Here is an 18,481-nt window from a genome sequence, read left to right as displayed (position 1 = left end):
GCGATGGTCGGGTCTCTCAGGCCTCGGCGGCCGGGGTTTCACGCAGCTGGCGGTAGACCGCCGAGAGCTGGGACACGTCTTCGGCGGAGAACAGCAGCTTCAGCGCCGGCGAGACTTCGTGGCGGTCTTCCTGGCCGCTGAGGCGGGTCAGGATGTGGTTGTCCTTCATCTTCTGCACCGCCGAGGCGACGCGGCGATTGAAACCGGCGCGGTCGGTGGACAGGTTCTTTTCGTAGATGGCCAGCGCTTCGGCCATCTCGGCATCGGCGACCACCGCGCGGTTGCCGCGTGCATCGGCTTCGGCCAGCTGCTGGCGCAGGTACAGCAGCAGTACCGAGTCGATGAAGGTGAGCGGCGAGGTGCGCAGCAGCACCGGCGCGTCGACGTCTTCGGTATCGGCCTGGCGGGTGAACGCCACGCCACTGTCACGATCGAGCACCAGTTCCAGGAACAGGTCTGCCAGCGCCGAGCGGATCGCCGCTTCGCTGCGGATCAGCGCCGGCCACAGCCTGGCGTGGCGCAGCTGGTCGATGCTGGGGCCGATCAGCAGCTGGCACAGCGCGCGGCGCGCATCCAGCGGCAGGCGCCCGGTATCGCCGAGGTAGTACACGTCGTTGCCACGGCGGGCCTGCGCCACAGCCGCCACCGGCTCGGCCTCGTAGGCGTCTTCCGCCACGTCGGCCTGCGATGCGTCGATGGGATCTTCATGCCAGCTCATGGCGTCTCTCCTGGGTGAACCAAACCAGCGGGATGCGGGCGCGACGGATCTGGCCGTCGCCGCCACGCCATTGCGCAAGCTCCTGCTCGCCGGCGACCACATTGCCGAAGCGCGTGCCCAGCGACAGGTAGCCAATGACGCTGCCCAGGCCCTGCGGCGCTTCGCGCTGCGACAGGGCCTGGGCGATGCTGAGCCGCGGCTGTGCGTCGAGCAGGTCGTGCAGGTCCTGGCGCAGCGTACGGAAGTCGATTTCGGACGAAGCGACCAGGTCGCCGACGCTCTCCAGGCTGATCGCAGCAGCGTCGTTGTACTCGACGTTGCCGTCGACCTGGGCGCTGCGCGGATCATGCAGCTTCCACTGCGACCATGAGCGCAGGCGGCTGGTGGTCAGCTGCAGGTCGCGGCCGATGCCGCGCTGTGCGGGGAATTCGTCACGCAGTGCCAGCGCTTCGGACTGCGCCTGCTTCAGCAGCTGGTTGAGGCGGCGCTGTTCCAGGTAGCCACGGCTCTGCACGAAGCCGCGCAGGCTGCGCGCGAAGTTCTGCAGCACATCGTGCACCTGGCCACCGCGCTCGAGCATGGTGCTGGTGAAGCTGCGCAGGAAGTTGCGTTCATTGCGGTCCAGGCGGCGCGCGAAGCCGCGCGCCAGCACGGCTTCCAGCGCGGCATCGAGCTGGGCACTCTGTTCGGCGTCGTTGAGCAGGCGCCAGAAGGCCTGGAAACTGCGGCCGGCGTCACTTTCACCGATGACATCCACACCTTCGAACAGCTGCGACAACACATCGCCGCGCTCGCCCTCGTCGTCGATGATGCGTTCGCGGAACTCGCGGTTGAGCTGCTCGAAGTCATCGCGAACACGGCGGAAGTCCTCGGTCAGCTCGTCGGCCAGGCCGATGATCTGGCGGGTGCGTTCCAGCGCGCGCTTGCCGTCCAGCGCAACCACGCGGCCAGTGCCGACCCGGGCGATTTCGGCATCGATGCGGTCGCGCTCATCGTGCAGCGCGGACAGGCGCGCATCGGGATCGGCTTCGGTCTGCGCAGCCAGCGCCGAGAGCTGCTCAATGACCAGCGCCAGGCGGCTTTCGGTGGCGGCCACGCGGGCCTGCTCGAGGCCATCCGCGAAGCGGATCGCCTGCAGTGCGGCGGTGGACAGCTCGTACTGCTCCTGGTCGGCGCCTTCGGGCAAACGGCGTTCCAGCCAGCCCTGGGCCAGCCAGTGGGCGATGTAGGCCTGGGCGGTACGCGGCAGCTCGCGCGAGAGCTCATCGCCGGCCAGCTGGTCCAGCGCGCGCTGCAGTCGCTCGTTCAGCACCGAGGACGGCAGCGTGCGCTCGCCATCCATCAGCAGGCCCTGCAACAGGCCAATGATTTCCGGGGCATGGTCGGCGGCAAGCAGCTTCCACTGGGGCTGTTCGCGCAGGTGGCGGTAACGGGCAATGCGTTCGCGGTGCTTCATGCAGCGAAAGAAGTCTGTAGGGCTGACAGGGACGAGCCGCCATGCACGGCTGCCGCGTGGGCAGCCGTAGGCATGCCGGCCTGCAGTGGCCGGCGCGATGCGGGCAAGCGGCTCAGCGCTTGCCGCCCACTTCGATGAAGCGCAGGAACTCCGCGCGGGTGCGCGCATCGTCGCGGAAGCTGCCCAGCATCTTGGAGGTGACCATGCTGACGCCGCGCTTATGGATGCCGCGGGTGGTCATGCACTCGTGGGCGCCTTCGACGACCACGCCGACGCCGATCGGCTGCAGCACGTCCTGGATGCACTGGGCGATCTGCGCGGTCATCTTCTCCTGCACCTGGAAACGGCGGGCGTAGGCTTCGACGACACGGGCCAGCTTGCTGATGCCCACCACCTTGCCGGCCGGCAGGTAGCCAACGTGCACGCGGCCGATGATCGGCGCCATGTGGTGCTCGCAGTGGCTTTCGTACTCGATGTCGCGCAGGACGATCAGTTCGTCGTAGCCGGCCACTTCCTCGAAGGTGCGCTCCATGTAGGCACGCGGGTCGTCGCGGTAACCGCTGAACCAGTCGCCATAGGCTTCGGCGACACGGCGGGGGGTATCCAGCAGGCCTTCACGGGACGGGTCCTCACCGGCCCAGCGCAGCAGGGTGCGCACCGCATCCTCGGCCTGGTCCTGGGTCACGTCGCCCTGCGGGGCGGCCTTATCGTTGTTCTTGCTCATTGCGTACAGCGTCCCGAACGGGGGGCGAGCATCGTACCCGACCGGGGGGTGGGTCGTCCTGTTGGGACGGTTCATCGGGGGTCTGGCGGCACCTTGGTTGATATCGGCTTGGATGGGGAAGGGCGGCAGGGCAGGACACGCCGTAAACCCATCCATAGGGGCTCGGTCGGCGCATGGATGCGCCGATCGAGCTTACATGGACGTACTTGCGGCGTGCCCTGCCCCGTCCGGCCTTCCGCCGCCCCAACCGATAGCCAGCAGGCGCAACGCTTTCCTCAACACACCCACCCATTCAGCAAAAATTATTGATAGGAATGAAATTAGTAGTATCCTATCTATCTCTTATGGATCGACCCCTCGACGAGCGCACCGTGCTGCAGATGCAGCTCAGCTCCGGCCTGCTGTACGCAGGGCGGCAGTGGCAGCGCCTTGCCGACAGCCGGCTCGGCAGCTACGGCATCTCCACCGCCTGCACCATGCCCCTGCTGATGATCGGTCGCTCCGGCGGCGGCATCCGCCAGGTGGCGCTGGCCCAGCAGCTGGGCATGGAGGGGCCGTCCCTGGTCCGCCTGCTGGACAAGCTGTGCGCCTGCGAACTGGTCCGCCGCGAGAGCGACGCCAGCGACCGCCGCGCCAACCTGCTGTGGCTGACCGACGCAGGACACGCGCTGGTCAGCGAGCTGGAAGACCAGTTGATCGGCCTGCGCCAGGACGTGTTCGGCGAGCTTTCCATGGATGAACTGCACGCCGTGCTGAAAGCATGGCGCCTGCTGGCCGAGGCTGCCGACCGCATCACGTAAGCGCGTTGCCCCCGAACACCGCCGCTGCCGTGCACACGCCAGCGGCTTTTGCCCGTTGCCGTTGTTTCGTTGTCCCTCCCCTCCCCACCTCGCCCCCGCCCCTTCCGATGCCCGGTGAATTCAGTCTCCACGGAGTGTTCGTCCCGACCCTGCTCGGGTTGATGTTGCTGGCCTACCTGGTCAACAGCGGCCTGCACGCGCTGCTGCAGCGTGCCGGTGCCTATCGCCATATATGGCACCCGCCACTGTTCAACCTGGCGCTGTACGGGATCGTGCTTGGCCTGCTGTTCCACCTCCTGCGTTGGATGCAATCGTGAACAAGATCGTGAAGAAGACCCTTCCCATACTGCTGACCAGCGCAGCCGTGATCATCGCCCTGCTGGTGCTGCGCCAGCTGTGGGTCTATTACATGGATGAGCCGTGGACCCGCGACGCCCATGTCGGCGCCGACGTAGTGCAGGTGGCGCCGGATGTTTCGGGCCTGGTGGAAACGGTGAACGTGGCCGACAACCAGGCGGTGAAGAAGGGCGACCTGCTGTTCGTGGTCGACCGCGCCCGTTACCGCATCGCGCTGGAGCAGGCCAAGGCCAGCCTGGCCGAGCGCCAGGCCTCGGTGGCACAGCTGCGCCGCGAGATCGGCCGCGACCGCAGCCTGCAGGACCTGGTTGCCGCCGAGGACGCCGAAGTGCGCCGCGCCAAGCTGCAGGCCGCACAGGCCGCGCTGGCCACGGCACAGGCCGCAGTGGACCTGGCCGAGCTCAACCTGGGCCGCACCGAGGTGCGCGCGCCGGTCGACGGCCGGGTCAACGACCGCACGATGCGCGTGGGCGACTACGTGGTGGCCGGCAAGCCGGTGCTGGCGCTGCTGGATACCGGTTCGTTCCGCATCGATGGCTACTTCGAGGAGACCCGCCTGCGCGGCGTGGCCCCGGGGCAGCGCGTGGACATCCGCCTGATGGGCGAGTCTGCCCCGCTGCGTGGCCATGTCGAAAGCATCGCCGCCGGCATCGAAGACCGCTACCGCAGCAACGGCAGCACCCTGCTGCCGAACGTGACCCCGGCCTTCGACTGGGTGCGGCTGGCGCAGCGCATTCCGGTGCGCATCGCCATCGACGAAGTTCCCAAGGGTGTGGAGCTGATCGCCGGCCGTACCGCCACGGTGACCGTGCAGACCCGCAGCACGAAGCGCGCAGACAAGGCCGGCACCACGCCGACACAGGCGGGCCTGTGAACGCTGCCCTGCCCCGTCTCGGCCTGATTGCCGCGCTGGCCAGCCTGGCCGCGTGCAGAACCGTCGGCCCCGACTATGCCTTGCCGGAAGGCTCGGCGTTCAAGCGCCCCGAAGCCAATGCCGCCTTCATCGATACGCAGAACCCGCAGGTCGCCGCCAACCAGGCACTGCCCGACCGCTGGTGGTCGCTGTACAACGACCCGGTGCTGGACGGGCTGATCACCCAGGCACTGCGTGACAACGTGGAACTGAAGGCCGCCGATGCGCACCTGCGCCGCGCCGCCGCCGTGTACGAGCAGGCGCTGGACGCCGGTGGCTTCGAGTACGAGGCCGAGGCCGGTGTCAGCCGCGCACAGCTGTCGGCCGAGTCGTTCCTGCAGGAGCACGAGCTGCCGGTGATCAACCTGGCCGACGGCAAGTTCGCGGTCAGCTATCAGTTCGACCTGTTCGGCAAGCTCAAGCGCGGTGCAGAAGCGGCGCGTGCCGACGAGCAGTCGGTGGCGGCGGCACGCGATCTGGCCCAGGTCAGCGTGGTCGCGCAGGTGGCCGACAGCTACCTGGAGATCTGCCACGCCAACCACGAACTGCACGTGGCCGAGCACTCGCTGCAGCTGCAGCAGCGCAGCCGCACCGTTACCGAACGCCTGATCGCAGCCGGTCGCGGCACGCCGCCGGAACTGGCCCGCGCCAACGCGCAGGTGGCCCTGCTGGAAGCCGCATTGCCGCCGCTGCGCGCGCAGCGTTCGGCCGCGGCCTATTCGCTGGCCGCGCTGCTGGGCCAGACCCCGGGCCAGCTGCCGGCCGGCGTGATCGACTGCGCGCACGCACCCGGCCTCGCGCAGCCGCTGCCGGTGGGTGATGGCCGTGCCCTGCTGCAGCGCCGTCCAGATGTGCGGCAGGCCGAACGCAAGCTGGCCTCGGCGACAGCGCGGATTGGCGTGGCCACCGCCGAGCTGTATCCGGACATCCGCCTCGGTGCCTCGGTAGGTGCCGCCGGCCTGCTGGAAGACTTCGGCACGCCGATGACCCAGCAGTGGTCGATCGGCCCGCTGATTTCGTGGACGCTGCCGTCGTCGGGAACGCATGCGCGCATCCACGCTGCAGAAGCCGGCGCCGATGCCGCGCTGGCCGAGTTCGACCACACCGTGCTGCAGGCGTTGCGCGAGACCCAGACCGCGCTGGACCGCTATGCGCAGGACCTGCGCCGCCTGCAGTCGCTGCGCACCGCACAGGAGCAGGCCGCGCTGGCCGCCGAGCAGAACCGCCGGCTCTACCAGGGCGGCCGCACGCCATACCTGTCCAGCCTGGATGCCGACCGCAGCCTGGCTACCAGCGACGCTACCCTGGCCGCCGCCGAAGCGCAGGTCTCACGCGACCAGATCCATCTGTTCCTGGTGCTGGGTGGCGGCTGGCAGGCCAGTGCCGCCGCGACCAACGTCACCACTGCCGCGAAGTAAGCCATGAGCGCGCTGACCGACCGCCAGGCCTGGCTGTTTTCGATCAAGACCTACCTGGCCGCGGTGGCCGCCCTGTACATCGCCATGGCCGGCAACCTGTCGCGCCCGTACTGGGCGATGGGCACGGTGTACATCGTCAGCCAGCCGCTGCTGGGCCCAACCCGTGCCAAGGGCGTCTATCGCATCGTCGGCACGCTGGTCGCCGGGCTGGCCACCCTGCTGGTGCTGCCGGCACTGGTGGAAACGCCGCTGGTGCTGAGCGCTGCAATGTCGATCTGGCTGGCCGGTTGCCTGTTCATGGCGCTGCTCAACCGCGGCCCGCGCGGTTACGCGTTCCTGCTGGCCGGCTACACCACCGCCTTCATCGGCTTCCCGGCGGTGACGTCGCCGGAAACCATCTTCGACACGGTGGTGGCGCGCAGCGAGGAGATCATCCTCGGCACGGTGGTGGCGGTGCTGTTCGCCTCGCTGCTGTTCCCGGCCTCGGTGCGACCGATGCTGCGCGCACGCATCGGCAACTGGATGGAAGACGCCGCGCAGTGGTGCCGGCAGATTCTGGAACGCGGCCGTGCGCATGCGCCGCGCAACCGGCTGGCCGCCGACCTGGTGCAGTTCGAGGCGCTGATCGAGTTCCTGCGCCGCGATGATCCACGCCACGCCGGGTCCGCGGTGTCGATGGAGCGGCTGCGCGAGCGCATGCTGCTGCTGTTGCCGGTGCTGTCCTCGATCGCCGACCGCCTGAGTGCGCTGCGCAGCGATGGCCAGCCCCTGCCGGAGGGCCTGCCGGAGCTGATCGACGACATCCACGACTGGCTGGACGGGCCCACCAACGCCAGCGAGTATGCCCGCCTGCGCGCGCGCATCAGCGCGCTGAAGCCGCAGGTGGACCGCGACCTGCAGCACCTGCAGCTGGCCAGCCTGCTGCTGCGCCTGGAGGAGCTGGTGGACCTGTGGCAGGACTGCCGCACCCTGCAGCACGCGATCGACCACGGCACCGCGCCGCTGGACCGCGCGCACTACCGCATCCGTACCGAACGCGTGACCGCCGACAAGCACGTCGACTACGGCATGGCGCTGTTCTCCGCGCTCAGCGCCGGCGTGGCGCTGATGAGCTACTGCGTGCTGTGGATCGCGTTGGGATGGGAAGGCGGCGGCAACGGCGCGATGATGGCCGCGGTGACCGCCGCGTTCTTCGCCGCGCAGGACGATCCGGCACCAAGCATGGTCTCGTTCCTGGTCTGGGCCATCGTCGCTTCGCTGGTGGCCGGCGTGTACCTGTTCGGTGTGTTCCCGGCCGTGCATGACTTCGGCCTGCTGGCACTGGTGCTGGCGGTGGCGTTCCTGCCGCTGGGGCTGCTGCTGCACCACCCCAAGAGCGCGCTGTTCGCACTGCCGCTGACAGTGAACCTGGCTGCGCTGCTGAGCCTGCAGAACACCTACAGCGCCAACATCCAGACCTTCCTCAACTCGTCGATCGCGATGTTCATCGGCATTGGTTTCGCGGTGGTGATGACTCGCCTGTTCCGTTCGGTGGGTGCCGAGTGGACCGCGCGCCGATTGGTACGCCAGGGCTGGACCACGCTGGCCGAAGCGGCCGAAGGCCGTGGCCAGCAGGACCGCCAGCGCTTCGCCGCACGCATGCTGGACCTGCTGGGCCTGCTCGCACCGCGCCTGGCGGCGACGCCGGAAGGCAGCGACATCGCCTCGGTGGACATGCTCAACGAGGCACGCATCGGCCTGAACATCCTGCAGCTGCGCCGCGCCCGGCTGGAACTGCCCGAGCGCAGCCGCGAGGCGGTCGAGCACATCCTGGAGGAAATCGCGGCGCACTACCGGCGGCAGATCGCCGCACGCAAGCCGATGGTGGCGGCCGAGGCGCTGCGCGAACGGCTGGATACCTCGCTGGGCCGGGTCGGCAGCGTGGGCGCCTGCAAGGCCCGCGACGAGGCGCTGATGGGCCTGATCGGCCTGCGCTTCGCGCTGTTCCCGGAGGCGAAGGCGTTGGCGCCGGGATGGGTAGGCGCCGAGCCGCCGTCCGTGTAATGCGATCCGCCAGGCGCGGCCCGGCGCTACCATCGTGGTTCGGTAGCGCCGTGCCATGCCCGGCGGCCACTCGCGATCCCCACAGGACGGTTCAATGAGTTACGACATGATGGTGTTCGAGGCCAGCGCGGCCCCACGCGAGGCGGCGGCCTTCATCGCCTGGTTCGAGAAGCAGACGCAGTGGAACGAGCGCCACGAGTACGACGACCCGGCGGTCAGCAGCCCGGCGCTGCAGGCGTGGTTCGCGGAGATGGCGCAGGAATTCCCGCCGTTGAACGGGCCGTTGAGCAACGACGATGACGACCGTGCCGAGGTAACCGAGTACAGCATCGGGCAGCAGGTGATCTACGGTGCGTTCGCATATTCGGTGGCTGAGCGCGCGCACGGGCGGGTGCAGGACCTGGCCGAGAAGCACGGCGTGGGCTTCTTCGATGTGAGTGCCGATGAAGCCGCGATCGTGTTCCCGGATGGGCTGGTGCTGATCGCGGAATGACGGGGGGCGGCAGGGCTGCGCCCTGCACCCGCCGAGGCAGCGTCAACGTCAAAAGCGGGCTTTCCATGGGATGGCAGGGTGGGTGCGGTTGCGGGGGGCGCCGTAAATCCGTCCATGGAGGCTCGGTCGCGCCATCCATGGCGCTCACGCCCCCGCAACCGGCCTCCCCCGCCTTCGACAGTGTTCCGCGATCTGCAGTAGATCCACGCTCATGCCGGATGAGCGTGGAAATGATCGAAGTACTCTTTTGTAGAGTCGCGCCATGCTCGACTGCTTCTGGCTATCGACTCAGGAGTAGATCGATCACTTCATCCGCCTCGCAAGCGGTTATCTGCCCAAGCATCCGCGCGACACCGGTGTTCTCATGGGCCAGGGCAAGCGCTGTCAGCAAAGCGCGCGAGGCGCTGAAGCGACGCCGAGTAGTGCGGCTCCAGAAATTCGGGGGCGCTCGATGTCAGCGTCCCTTCGCTCGGCCTCGATTGTGATCGGCAGCCCAGCGAAGTCGAACATCAGGAGCGCTGACCGCTGCGCAAGCGCATCAACCATATGCGGCACAACCGCAAACGAGGCGCTATAGACATCCCCGGGTGGCAAGGGCAGATACGACATCCGGGCGACGGGGATCCGATCCCGGTTCAGAACAACTGGCCCTGCACCGTGGGTTGCTCGATGGGTGCCGGTGCTTCGGCCACCTCTTCTGCACCCAGCCGCCAGGCCAGACCACCGAGGCGGCTGGCATGCCGCTTCAATGCGGCCTGCAGCACGTCGGCGCTGCCGGCCACATGCAGCACCTGGCGGGCGCGGGTCAGGCCGGTGTAGACCAGCTCGCGTGACAGCACGCGGCTGTCCTGGCGTGGCAGCTGCAGCCATACTTCATCGAACTCCGAGCCCTGCGCCTTGTGCACGGTCATCGCGAACGCGCTTTCGTGCGCGGGCAGCGCGGCCGGGTGGAAGGCGCGCGGCTGCTCGACGGTATCGCCGGGGAACCAGGCCACCATCGCGCCGCTGCTGTCACGCAGGCAGATGCCGATATCGCCGTTGAACAGGCGGTGCCGATAGCTGTTCTCGGTGACCAGCAGCAGGCGGCCCTGGAAGTAGCCCGGGGTGTTGCCGGCCAGTAGTTGTTCAATACGGCTGTTGAGGCCGCGTGCACCCTGCGGGCCCTCGCGCAGTGCGGTCAGCACGCGCAGGCGGCCGGCCTGCTGCAGGGCAAGCACTGGATCAGCCGCCTCGGCCAGCGCGCGCCAATGGCCGAGCAGATGCTCACGCTGGCCGCGCAATGGATCGGCCTCGCCTTCGTGGAAGTGCACGCCCGCCAGCGACCCACCGCGCAGCAGCTGCAATGCGGTGCTGCTGTCGCCTTCGCGCACGGCATGCGCCAGTGGCGCCAGGTCCAGCGCATCACTTTGCCGGTAACCACGTTGCAGCTGCACGCGGCGGCCGGCGAAGGCGCGTGGTGCGGCCTGGGGTTGCAGCGTGGCCGGCGCCAGCAGGCCATGCAGTGCCTGCGCGTCGTCGGCGCGGGTGCCGATCCCATCGCCGCTGGCGCGCAGGATCGCACTGAGCACGTCACCGGCTTCGACCGACGGCAACTGATCGGGATCGCCGAGCAAGATCAACCGGGTGCCGCTGGCAATCGCCTCGACCAGCTTGGCCATCATCGGCAGATCGATCATCGAGGCTTCGTCGACCACCACCACATCCACCGGCAGCGGATTGTCGGCGTGGTGACGGAAGCGCGGTGAATCCGGGATCACGCCGAGCAGGCGATGCAGGGTGGTGCCGGTACTGGGCAGTGCCGCGCACAGCGCCGGGTCCACACCGTCTTCCTGCAAGCGCTGCACGGCCCGCCGCAGGCTCTCGGCCATGCGTTCGGCGGCGCGCCCGGTAGGCGCGGCCAGCGCCACCTCGGGCAACGGTTGGCCGGCCTGCCGGGCCTGCGCCGCCAGCAACAGCAGCAGGCGCGCGATGGTGGTGGTCTTGCCGGTACCGGGACCGCCGGTGACCAGCGCCAGCGGATGGCGCAGGGTTACGCCGGCGGCACGTGCCTGGTGATCTTCGTGGTCGATCGCCTGCGGGAACAGGCGCGCGAACAGCGGTGCCAGGGCGACCATGTCCGGCGCCGGTAGCGGATGCCGGCCGATGCGCTGCAGCCCGGCCGCCAGCTGGCGTTCGTACTCGCGATAGCGGCGCAGGTACAGCAGGCCGTTTTCCAGTACCAGCGGCGCATCCTCGGCGATCATCTCGGCCTGCTCCGGCGTGGCCACCCATGGCGATGCGCGCAGCTGTACCAGCCAGGCCTGTGCATCGGGCCATTCCGGCACGCCCTCCAGCAGGCGCTGCGGCTGTGCCGGATCAAAGCCGGCGTGGCCTTGCGCCACCGCCAGCGAGGCCAGTGCCGCCGCCAGCGCCACGCTCTCGGGCGTGTCGTCGCGTAGCCGCTGCAGGCTGGTGGCCAGTGCATGGTCGAGGGTACGCAGCAGACCCTTCTGGTGCAGTTCCTTCAGCAGGTTCATGCGCTGGCTCCACGCGCACGCGCGGCGAGTTCGACCTGGGCCTGCTCGCCACCGGCGAACAGTGCATCCAGTGCGTCCACCAATGCCAGCGGGAAGCGATCCGCATGCACACCGTTGCCAGCGCCATCCAGTCCGCGGCAGAACAGGTAGCGGATGCCGCCCATGTCGCGCTCATAATCGTAGGCCGCGCCCAGGCGGAAGCGCAGCCAGCGGTGCAGGGCCACGGTGTAGATCAGCGCCTGCAGGTCGTATTCGCTGTGCCGCATGGCGATGGCCAGCAGCTCCGGGCTGTAGCCGGGCAAGCGGTTGGACTTGTAGTCGAGCACGTACCAGCGCCCGTCGCGCACGTAGGTCAGGTCGATCATGCCAGTCATCAGCCCTTCCAGCCGGCGGCGCTGGCCGAAGCCTCGACGACCACTGGAAACGCCGTGCGCATGCAGCACCTGCAGCAGAGCCGGCACCGTGGTTGGTTCGATGGCGAAATGGAAGTCGATTTCCGCGCGGCGCTCGCCTTCGCCCAGGCTGTGCAGCGCGCCGCCTTCGGGCAGCGGTACGGTCAGCGTGTGGCCAACCAGCGGCACCAGCACGGCCACGCCGTCGTCCAGATCGACGTCGGCATAGCCTTCGTCGTGCAGCGCCTTGCGCAGCACCTCGCCCTGTCCCTCGGGCGCTTCCAGACCCGGCTGCCAGTCAGCCCATGCAGCAAAGTCGACGTTCTCCATCGCCTCATGCAGCACGTTGCCGAAGCGACTACCCATGAAACGCGGGTCGATCGGCGCGCTGTCTTCCACGATCGCGGCGGGTTCGGGCAGCGCCGGTTCCAGTGGCAGCTCCGGGCCGGCCGGTTCGTCGGCGGCCGGTGCCGGCAGCTCGGTGGCGGCCGCTTCGATATCGTTGCCGGCACCGGCGTCTGCGTGGGCCAGCTGGGTGAAGCTGTACACCCACCAGTCGTGCGGCACGCGCCGGGTCAGTGCACGCACCGCCGGTAGGTCACCTTCCACTTCCGCGGCCAGCTGCGGCAGCGCGGCCGGTGTCTCACTGTCATCAACGTGCACATCGGCGTGCGCGCGCAGCGCCTGCAGGTCGTCCAGCAGCGGCGCCAGACGCGTCCTGCCGAGCCCGGCCAGATCACCCACGGCGATCCACAGCGCATGCTCGGCACGGGTCAGTCCCACATAGAGCAGGCGCGCATCCTCGGCCCGCTGCTCGCGCTCACGCTGCGTGCTGGCCGCTTCCCAAGCCTCGTCCTTGCCCAGCTTCCAGTGCAGCTGGCGCTGGCCACCAGAATGCACGGTGCAATGCGAGGCGGTGTTCGGTGCGCCGCCGTCGATGCCGACGAAGGGCAGGAACACCAGCGGATACTCCAGGCCCTTGCTCTTGTGCAGGGTGATGATCTGCACACGGCGCGCGTCCGATTCCAGGCGCAGCAGCTGCTGCTCGTCATCCTGGTCGGCGCTGGCCATCTGCCCCTGCAACCAGTCCAGCAGCCCGTGCATGCCCAGCGCCTGCGCGGAGGCTTCCTGCAGCAGTTCACCCAGCTGCAGGTAATTGGTGAGGCGGCGCTCGCCGTCGATCAGCGCCAGCAGGCGTTCGCCCTGTGCGGCACAGACATCGGCGATCACCGCGAACGGTCCACCGCGCTGCCAGCGCTCGCGCCAGTGCAGCAGCTGCGCCTGGAAACCGCGTTGCAGGTCGCCCTCACGCTCCATCGCGGCGATCGCACTGGCCCGCTGGCCGAGCAGTACCGTGGCCAGCACTGCACGCAGGCGACCTTCGTCGGCCGGTTGCAGCAGGGCCAACAGCAGCGCACGCAGATCACGCGCCTCAGCAGTGGCGAACAGGCTCTGCTTGCCCGCTGCCACCGCGGGAATGCCGACCGCGGCCAGCGCCCGTTGCACCAGCGTGGCCTCACGATGCGAGCGCACCAGCACCGCGATGTCACCGGGTTGAACCGGGCGCCCACGCAATACGGCATTGCCCGCACGCGCCTCGACCAGAATCTGGTGAATCGCGGCCACGCAGGCCTGGGTCGCCGCCTCGCGCGAGGCATCGGCGCTCATCGCCTTGTCACCACCACTGCGCAGCACGCGCAGGGTGAGTGCCTTGGCGGCATGGCCGTCGCGCAGGTAATCCGCATCGCTGCGCACGCCACCAGGACGCACCGGCTCGAACTGGATGTCGCGCTCGAGGAAGGCGTCTTCGCCACCGTTGTCGTACAGCGCCTGCAGCGCACGCAGCACAGCCGGTCGCGAGCGGAAGTTCTGCTCCAGCACCGGCGCTTGCTGCGCCACCTGCTTGGCCTTCAGGTAGGTGTGGACGTCGCCACCGCGGAAACCGTAGATCGCCTGCTTGGGGTCACCGATCAGGAACAGCGCCGGCGCCAACCCGAGTTCGCGCACCTCCGGCGAATCGCCGAACACGGTGTGGAAGATGCCCCACTGGCGGTCGTCGGTGTCCTGGAACTCATCGACCAGCGCGATGCAGTACTGCGCGCGCAGCTGCCTGACCAGCGCCAGCCGCTGCGGGCCTTCCAGGGCCTGGGCTACGCCATCGATCAGGTCATCGTAGGTCTGCACCCGGCGCGTGCGCTTCAGTGCCTGCAGGCGCTGCGTGGCTTCGTCGCGCAGCGTATGCAGGAAGTTCAGCGCGGTGGCGCGCAGCCAGGTTTCACGCTCGGCCAGCAGCGCGACGTAGCGGGCCAGCGCTGCCTGCAGCGGCGATGACGGCGTGCGCTCGGCGAACTTCTTGTTGGTCTTGGCTGCCAGCGCCTCTGGCAACAGCGCCGGCAGGCGTTCGCTGATCAGCAGTTCGCGCGGGTCGGCGCGCTCGGCCCAGGCCAGCAGCTGCCGGCGCAGCGGATGCAACCAGCCCAGCTTGTAGGACACGCCGTTGATCCACTTGTTGTCGACCGCATCGCAGAGGTCGATGAAGAACTGCTCGCCGTGTTCGCGCACGCGTGCCGACAGCGCTTCCGCCGCGTCCTGCAGGGCCACATGCGGATCGGCCAGCGCCACCGGCTGCGGCAACGGGTGCAAGGGCGGCGCAGCCAGCAGCACGCGCAGATCGGCGGCCAGTGCGTCCGGGGTGGACCACAGCCAGGTCAGCGGCTCCACCGTGACCGGGTTATTGGCATGCACGCGCCACAGATCCGCCGCCAGTTCCTCCAGCAGCTCGCGGTCGCTGGCCAGCAGTTCCGGCGGGTCGAAGGTATGGCCACTCTCCAGCGCATGCTCGCGCAGCACGCGGGTGCAGAAACCGTGGATGGTGAAGATCGAAGCGAGGTCGATCTCATCGGCGGCAACCTGCAGGCGACGCTTCAGTGCCGGCGCGCTTTCGCTGCCTCCCTGCAGATGACGCTGCAGAACCTCGCGGGTGAGGCGCACGTCCGGCGCTTCGCCCTCGGCCGGTTCCAGATCGACCAGCCGCGCCGCCAGCGCCAAGCGCTCGCGGATGCGCTTGCGCAGTTCCTGGGTGGCGGCATCGGTGAAGGTCACCGCCAGGATCTGGCCGATGCGCAGGCCCTGCTCCACCACCAGGCGGGTGAACAGCGTGGCCAGGGTGAAGGTCTTGCCGGTACCGGCGCTGGCCTCGATCAGGCGGATGCCATCCAGCGGCAGCGCCAGGTAAGGATCACCACCGGAGCGGCCGATGTCGTTGTCCGCGATGACGTTGTTCATTCGCTGCCCTCCTGGCGTGCATCCGTGCCAAGGGTGCGGCCTTCGCGTACCGCACTGAAGACCACTTGGCTGTTGCGCAGCAGATCGGCATAGCTGGCATCGGTGGCGAACGGATCGGCACCGCGCAGCAGCAGCTGCCAGGCATCGCTGCTGGATTCACCCCAGCTGCGATCGCTGCCATGCCATTGCTTCCAGCCTTCGCTGCGTTGTTTCTCGCCCGCGGTGCTGTACAGCACCCAGCCGGTATACGGCGCAAAGCGCAGCGGTTCGCGCAGGCCGCGCGTGCGCAGCTGCAGCAACGCACGCAACGCCGCGCGTGCTGCCGTCACGCTCAATGCCGGCTGCACATGGGGGCCCGGCCCGGCATCGCCACCGTCGTGGAACTGCACCAGCGGCAAAGCATCACCGGCGGCATTGGCCAACAGCCAGTCCAGGCCCTGGCGGATCACCGCATTGCCGTTGAGCGTGCCGGCGCGCAGCCGCACCAGGCCGTCGGGATGGCGGTCGGCGATCCGCCCGTGCAGGCGCACGCCATCGATGTCCACCTCATAGCGGCGGCTTTCCAGCGGTTGGCCCTGCATCCAGCCCAACAGGGCGTTGGCATACGGTCGGGTCTTCAGCTGCTCCACCTCGAACTGGCGCTCGCCCAACGCACCGGAGGGCAGCAGGCCGCGCGCGCGCAGCCTTGGATACAGCGGCTCGGTGTCGCCAGTGAGCGTGGCCCGCACCACCGCGGCCTGCACGCTGCGCTTTTCCGGACCGCGCGAAGACAGCACCAGCGGCTCCAGGTCATCCACCTCTTCGACCTCATCGGCCAGGCGCAGTCCGAGCGACTGCGCCAGGAACTGCCCGGCCGGGTCGCACAGGAAACGGCGCAGGGCATCGAGCGCGACCTCGTCTTCCACCGTGTCTTCCCGCGGTGGCGGCAACGGGGCGTCGAACCAGGGCTGCAGGCCGCCACGCTGGCCGGTCAAGCGGCCCGCCGCCGGATGCCATTGGTGGCGATAGCTGAAACGGCGCGGGTCGCCGTCGCCGAACGCGGCCGGCGAGAACGGCTGCAACGCATGACGCACGGTGAAATCGCGGGTGGCTGCAGCCGGATCGACGTGATACGCGGCGGCGGCGTCGATCAGTTCGCTGACCAGCACCGACGGCTCGCGTACGCTGCCGTCGCGCGGATCGGCACCGAGATAGCTGAGATAGAACACCTCCTGCGCCGCCGCGAAGAGCTGCAGGAACAGGAAGCGGTCGTCTTCGCGGGTGGAGCGGTCACCGGGGCGGCGACGCGGCGTATCCAGTTCCGCAGTGAGCTGGTTGAGGCCGGCGGCCGGGTCCCGGCGCGGGAAATCCCCATCATTCAGGCCCAGCACGCAGATCACCCGGAACGGCAGCAGGCGCATCGGCACCATGCGGCCGAAGCTGATGCCACCGGTCAGCAGCGGTGCGCGCGTATCGGCCTCGCCCAGCGCGCCGGCAAAGTGCGAACGCACCACCTCCGGCGGCACGCCGTCTTCGAAACCGGCCTTGGCGGCATCGTCGGCAAACTGGTTGAGCAGCTTGCGCAGCCGCTCCAGCGCGCGCTGGCTGTTGGGTGAGCTGGGCGCGGTCGGCAGCAGTGCATCCAGCAGCGACAGCAGGCGCTGTCGCCACTGCGCCGGGGTCAGCAGTTCGCCCAGGCGGCGCTGGTAGATGGCCAGCACCCGCAGCAGGCGCAGCAGCCGGTCCAGCGCGTCCAGCGCGCCGCCTTCCAGTTCGATCCACGGCGCCACGCCGGCCAGATCGGCCTCGCTGCCGCTGGCATGGCCGAGCACCAGACGGTCCAGCGCGAACTGCCAGGTGTAGGCATCGTCGGCCGGCGCCTGATGCTGGTCGCGATGCCTGGCATCCAGTCCCCAGCGCGCACCGGCCTGCTGCAGCCAGCCGTGCAGGCGGTCGAAGTCCGCCGCTTCCAGCCCGGCCGCCTCGGCCAGCGGCGCGCTGGCCAGCAGATCCAGCACTTCGTTCAAGCCAAAGCGTGAGACCGGCAGGCCCAGCAGATGCACGAACACGTCGGCCAGCGGCTCGCCGGCCAGTGGGCTGCTGTCGGCCAGCGCGTAGGGAATGTGTTCGTCGTCACCGCCGCGGCCACCGAACACCGCTTCCAGGTACGGCACGTAGGGGTCGATGTCCGGCGCCAGCACCGCAATCTCGCGTGCCTGCAACGGCGGGTCGAAACGTGGGTCCTGCAGCAGGCTGCGCAGCTGGTCGTGCAGCACCTGCAGCTCGCGCAGGCGGGTGTGGCAGGCGTGCACCTGCAGGCTTGGGTCGTCGCTGCGCAGCCCATCGCGGCGATCGCCCGAGGGCAGCGCGCGGCGGTGGAACAGGTCGCGCTGCAGGCGATGCAGCAGGCTGTCGGACAGGCCACCGTGGTCCAGGCTCGGCCGGGTGTCCTCTTCCGGATCGGAATAGGCGGCGATCTCGCCGGCCGGGTGCACTATCTCGTAGCTGCCCAGCACCGCCATGAAATCGCGCCCGGCCGCGCCCCAGGCCTCCAGCAGGCGGTTCTCGCCGGCGGCCTCGCCGAACGGGTCCGGCGCGCCGCTGCGCAGCCGCTCGGCCAGGGTCTGCAGGTCGCCCCAGTACGACTGCACGGGCGTGGGCATATAGAAATGCAGTTCGCCGACCCGCGCCTGGGTCGCCATCACCCGCAGCACGTCGGGCGAGATGTTGAGCGTGGCGAACGCGGACATTCGCAGCGGCAAGCCTTGCGGCAGCGGCTGGCCGGCGCCTTCGAAGCGGTCAAGGTATTCCTGGATGCGACGGGCGCGGTAGTCGTGGCCGTGGGTGATGGTGCGCCACAGGATCGCCTGCGGATCCGCCGGGTCGGCACCGGCCGCCCAGCGCAGCAGCCAGTCGCGGCGCCAGGCCTGGTACTTCTCGAACACCGCAGCGAGTTCACCGGCCAGCGCCCAAGGCTTCAGTGCATCGGCGCCGGCAAGGTAGGACTGCAGCGCACGCATCGGCGGCTGCGCCAGCAATGCCGGGTCGCGCAGTGCCTGATACAGCCTCCAGTGCAGGCCGGCGGCATCCAGGTCGTCCTGCTCGCCGCTGACATTGGCCTTCAGCGCGCGGGCCACGAACTCGCCGGGGGTGAGGAATTCCAGGTTGGCTGCGACACCGAATTCGGCCGCCAGTGTCGCTTGCAGCCAACGGCGCATCGCTACCTGCGGGATCAGCACCACCTCCGGCGCCAACAACGGTTGGCCCGCTACAGGGGCGCGCACGTTGCGCGCCAGCAGCGCGGCCAGCACGTCCAGGGAGTTGGAATGGTAGAGGCGGAAGTCGCTGCCTGGGTCACTCATCATGCACAGTGTGCAGGACGACAGG

The 18,481-nt window shown here is 69.0% G+C and carries 12 protein-coding genes; 6 read left to right on the top strand and 6 right to left on the bottom strand.

From position 1 onward, the window contains the following. Positions 1–16: 16 nt before the first annotated feature. The 3 genes from QZ853_RS06515 to folE all read right to left on the bottom strand — a co-directional run bounded on the left by QZ853_RS06515 (position 17) and on the right by folE (position 2,898). Entirely contained in the window at positions 17–718 is a 702-nt protein-coding gene (locus QZ853_RS06515; protein ID WP_295571464.1) for a DUF4194 domain-containing protein, read from the bottom strand. Then, positions 705–2,174: a DUF3375 domain-containing protein gene (locus QZ853_RS06510; protein ID WP_295566369.1), complete on the bottom strand. Its 1,470-nt coding sequence runs from the start codon at positions 2,172–2,174 to the stop codon at positions 705–707. Before QZ853_RS06510 ends, QZ853_RS06515 begins: the two co-directional genes overlap by 14 nt. A gap of 112 nt (positions 2,175–2,286) precedes the next feature. Next, complete coding sequence (gene folE / locus QZ853_RS06505) at positions 2,287–2,898, bottom strand: GTP cyclohydrolase I FolE (RefSeq protein ID WP_295571463.1); 612 nt, start codon at positions 2,896–2,898, stop codon at positions 2,287–2,289. A 344-nt stretch (positions 2,899–3,242) separates the two neighbouring features. Between folE and QZ853_RS06500 the strand changes: the two genes are divergently transcribed. The 6 genes from QZ853_RS06500 (at position 3,243) to QZ853_RS06475 (ending at position 8,922) form a co-directional block, all read left to right on the top strand. After that, a complete protein-coding gene (locus tag QZ853_RS06500) occupies positions 3,243–3,698 on the top strand; it encodes a MarR family transcriptional regulator (protein WP_295571462.1) in 456 nt (151 codons plus the stop codon). 107 nt (positions 3,699–3,805) lie between these two features. Continuing rightward, on the top strand, positions 3,806–4,015 hold the full coding sequence (locus QZ853_RS06495) for a DUF1656 domain-containing protein (RefSeq protein ID WP_005411696.1): 210 nt from the start codon (positions 3,806–3,808) through the stop codon (positions 4,013–4,015). Beyond that, complete coding sequence (locus tag QZ853_RS06490; protein ID WP_295571460.1) at positions 4,012–4,929, top strand: HlyD family secretion protein; 918 nt, start codon at positions 4,012–4,014, stop codon at positions 4,927–4,929. Before QZ853_RS06495 ends, QZ853_RS06490 begins: the two co-directional genes overlap by 4 nt. Then, positions 4,926–6,386: an efflux transporter outer membrane subunit gene (locus tag QZ853_RS06485; RefSeq protein ID WP_295571459.1), complete on the top strand. Its 1,461-nt coding sequence runs from the start codon at positions 4,926–4,928 to the stop codon at positions 6,384–6,386. Before QZ853_RS06490 ends, QZ853_RS06485 begins: the two co-directional genes overlap by 4 nt. A 3-nt stretch (positions 6,387–6,389) precedes the next feature. Continuing rightward, positions 6,390–8,429 carry an FUSC family protein gene (locus QZ853_RS06480; protein WP_295571458.1) on the top strand — a complete coding sequence of 680 codons (2,040 nt, stop codon included), beginning with the start codon at positions 6,390–6,392 and terminating at the stop codon, positions 8,427–8,429. A 94-nt stretch (positions 8,430–8,523) separates the two neighbouring features. After that, on the top strand, positions 8,524–8,922 hold the full coding sequence (locus tag QZ853_RS06475) for a hypothetical protein (protein ID WP_134965983.1): 399 nt from the start codon (positions 8,524–8,526) through the stop codon (positions 8,920–8,922). A 635-nt stretch (positions 8,923–9,557) separates the two neighbouring features. Here QZ853_RS06475 and recD read toward each other — a convergent pair. From recD to recC, 3 genes are read right to left on the bottom strand one after another with little or no spacing between them, the layout of a single operon-like run. Beyond that, on the bottom strand, positions 9,558–11,438 hold the full coding sequence (gene recD, locus QZ853_RS06470; protein WP_295571457.1) for an exodeoxyribonuclease V subunit alpha: 1,881 nt from the start codon (positions 11,436–11,438) through the stop codon (positions 9,558–9,560). Continuing rightward, positions 11,435–15,115 (bottom strand): exodeoxyribonuclease V subunit beta, encoded by a 3,681-nt coding sequence (recB, locus tag QZ853_RS06465; RefSeq protein WP_295571456.1) that lies wholly within the window; start codon positions 15,113–15,115, stop codon positions 11,435–11,437. Before recB ends, recD begins: the two co-directional genes overlap by 4 nt. Beyond that, positions 15,112–18,459, bottom strand: coding sequence for an exodeoxyribonuclease V subunit gamma (gene recC / locus QZ853_RS06460; protein ID WP_295571454.1), 3,348 nt, complete (start codon positions 18,457–18,459; stop codon positions 15,112–15,114). The genes recB and recC overlap by 4 nt, the downstream gene beginning before the upstream one ends. Positions 18,460–18,481: the final 22 nt, after the last annotated feature.

The organism is uncultured Stenotrophomonas sp. (assembly GCF_913778665.1).
Classification (GTDB): domain Bacteria; phylum Pseudomonadota; class Gammaproteobacteria; order Xanthomonadales; family Xanthomonadaceae; genus Stenotrophomonas.
Note: the sequence above shows the minus strand (reverse complement) of the source record. Positions and strands in the feature narration are given on the sequence as shown.

Bases quoted from the DNA above. Each gene is read 5' to 3' on its own strand.
- QZ853_RS06500 (WP_295571462.1), top strand. From the start codon at position 3,243: ATGGATCGACCCCTCGACGAGCGCACCGTGCTGCAGATGCAGCTCAGC.
- QZ853_RS06495 (WP_005411696.1), top strand. From the start codon at position 3,806: ATGCCCGGTGAATTCAGTCTCCACGGAGTGTTCGTCCCGACCCTGCTC.
- recD (WP_295571457.1), bottom strand. From the start codon at position 11,438: ATGAACCTGCTGAAGGAACTGCACCAGAAGGGTCTGCTGCGTACCCTC.
- QZ853_RS06480 (WP_295571458.1), top strand. From the start codon at position 6,390: ATGAGCGCGCTGACCGACCGCCAGGCCTGGCTGTTTTCGATCAAGACC.
- QZ853_RS06510 (WP_295566369.1), bottom strand. From the start codon at position 2,174: ATGAAGCACCGCGAACGCATTGCCCGTTACCGCCACCTGCGCGAACAG.
- QZ853_RS06475 (WP_134965983.1), top strand. From the start codon at position 8,524: ATGAGTTACGACATGATGGTGTTCGAGGCCAGCGCGGCCCCACGCGAG.
- folE (WP_295571463.1), bottom strand. From the start codon at position 2,898: ATGAGCAAGAACAACGATAAGGCCGCCCCGCAGGGCGACGTGACCCAG.
- recC (WP_295571454.1), bottom strand. From the start codon at position 18,459: ATGATGAGTGACCCAGGCAGCGACTTCCGCCTCTACCATTCCAACTCC.
- recB (WP_295571456.1), bottom strand. From the start codon at position 15,115: ATGAACAACGTCATCGCGGACAACGACATCGGCCGCTCCGGTGGTGAT.
- QZ853_RS06515 (WP_295571464.1), bottom strand. From the start codon at position 718: ATGAGCTGGCATGAAGATCCCATCGACGCATCGCAGGCCGACGTGGCG.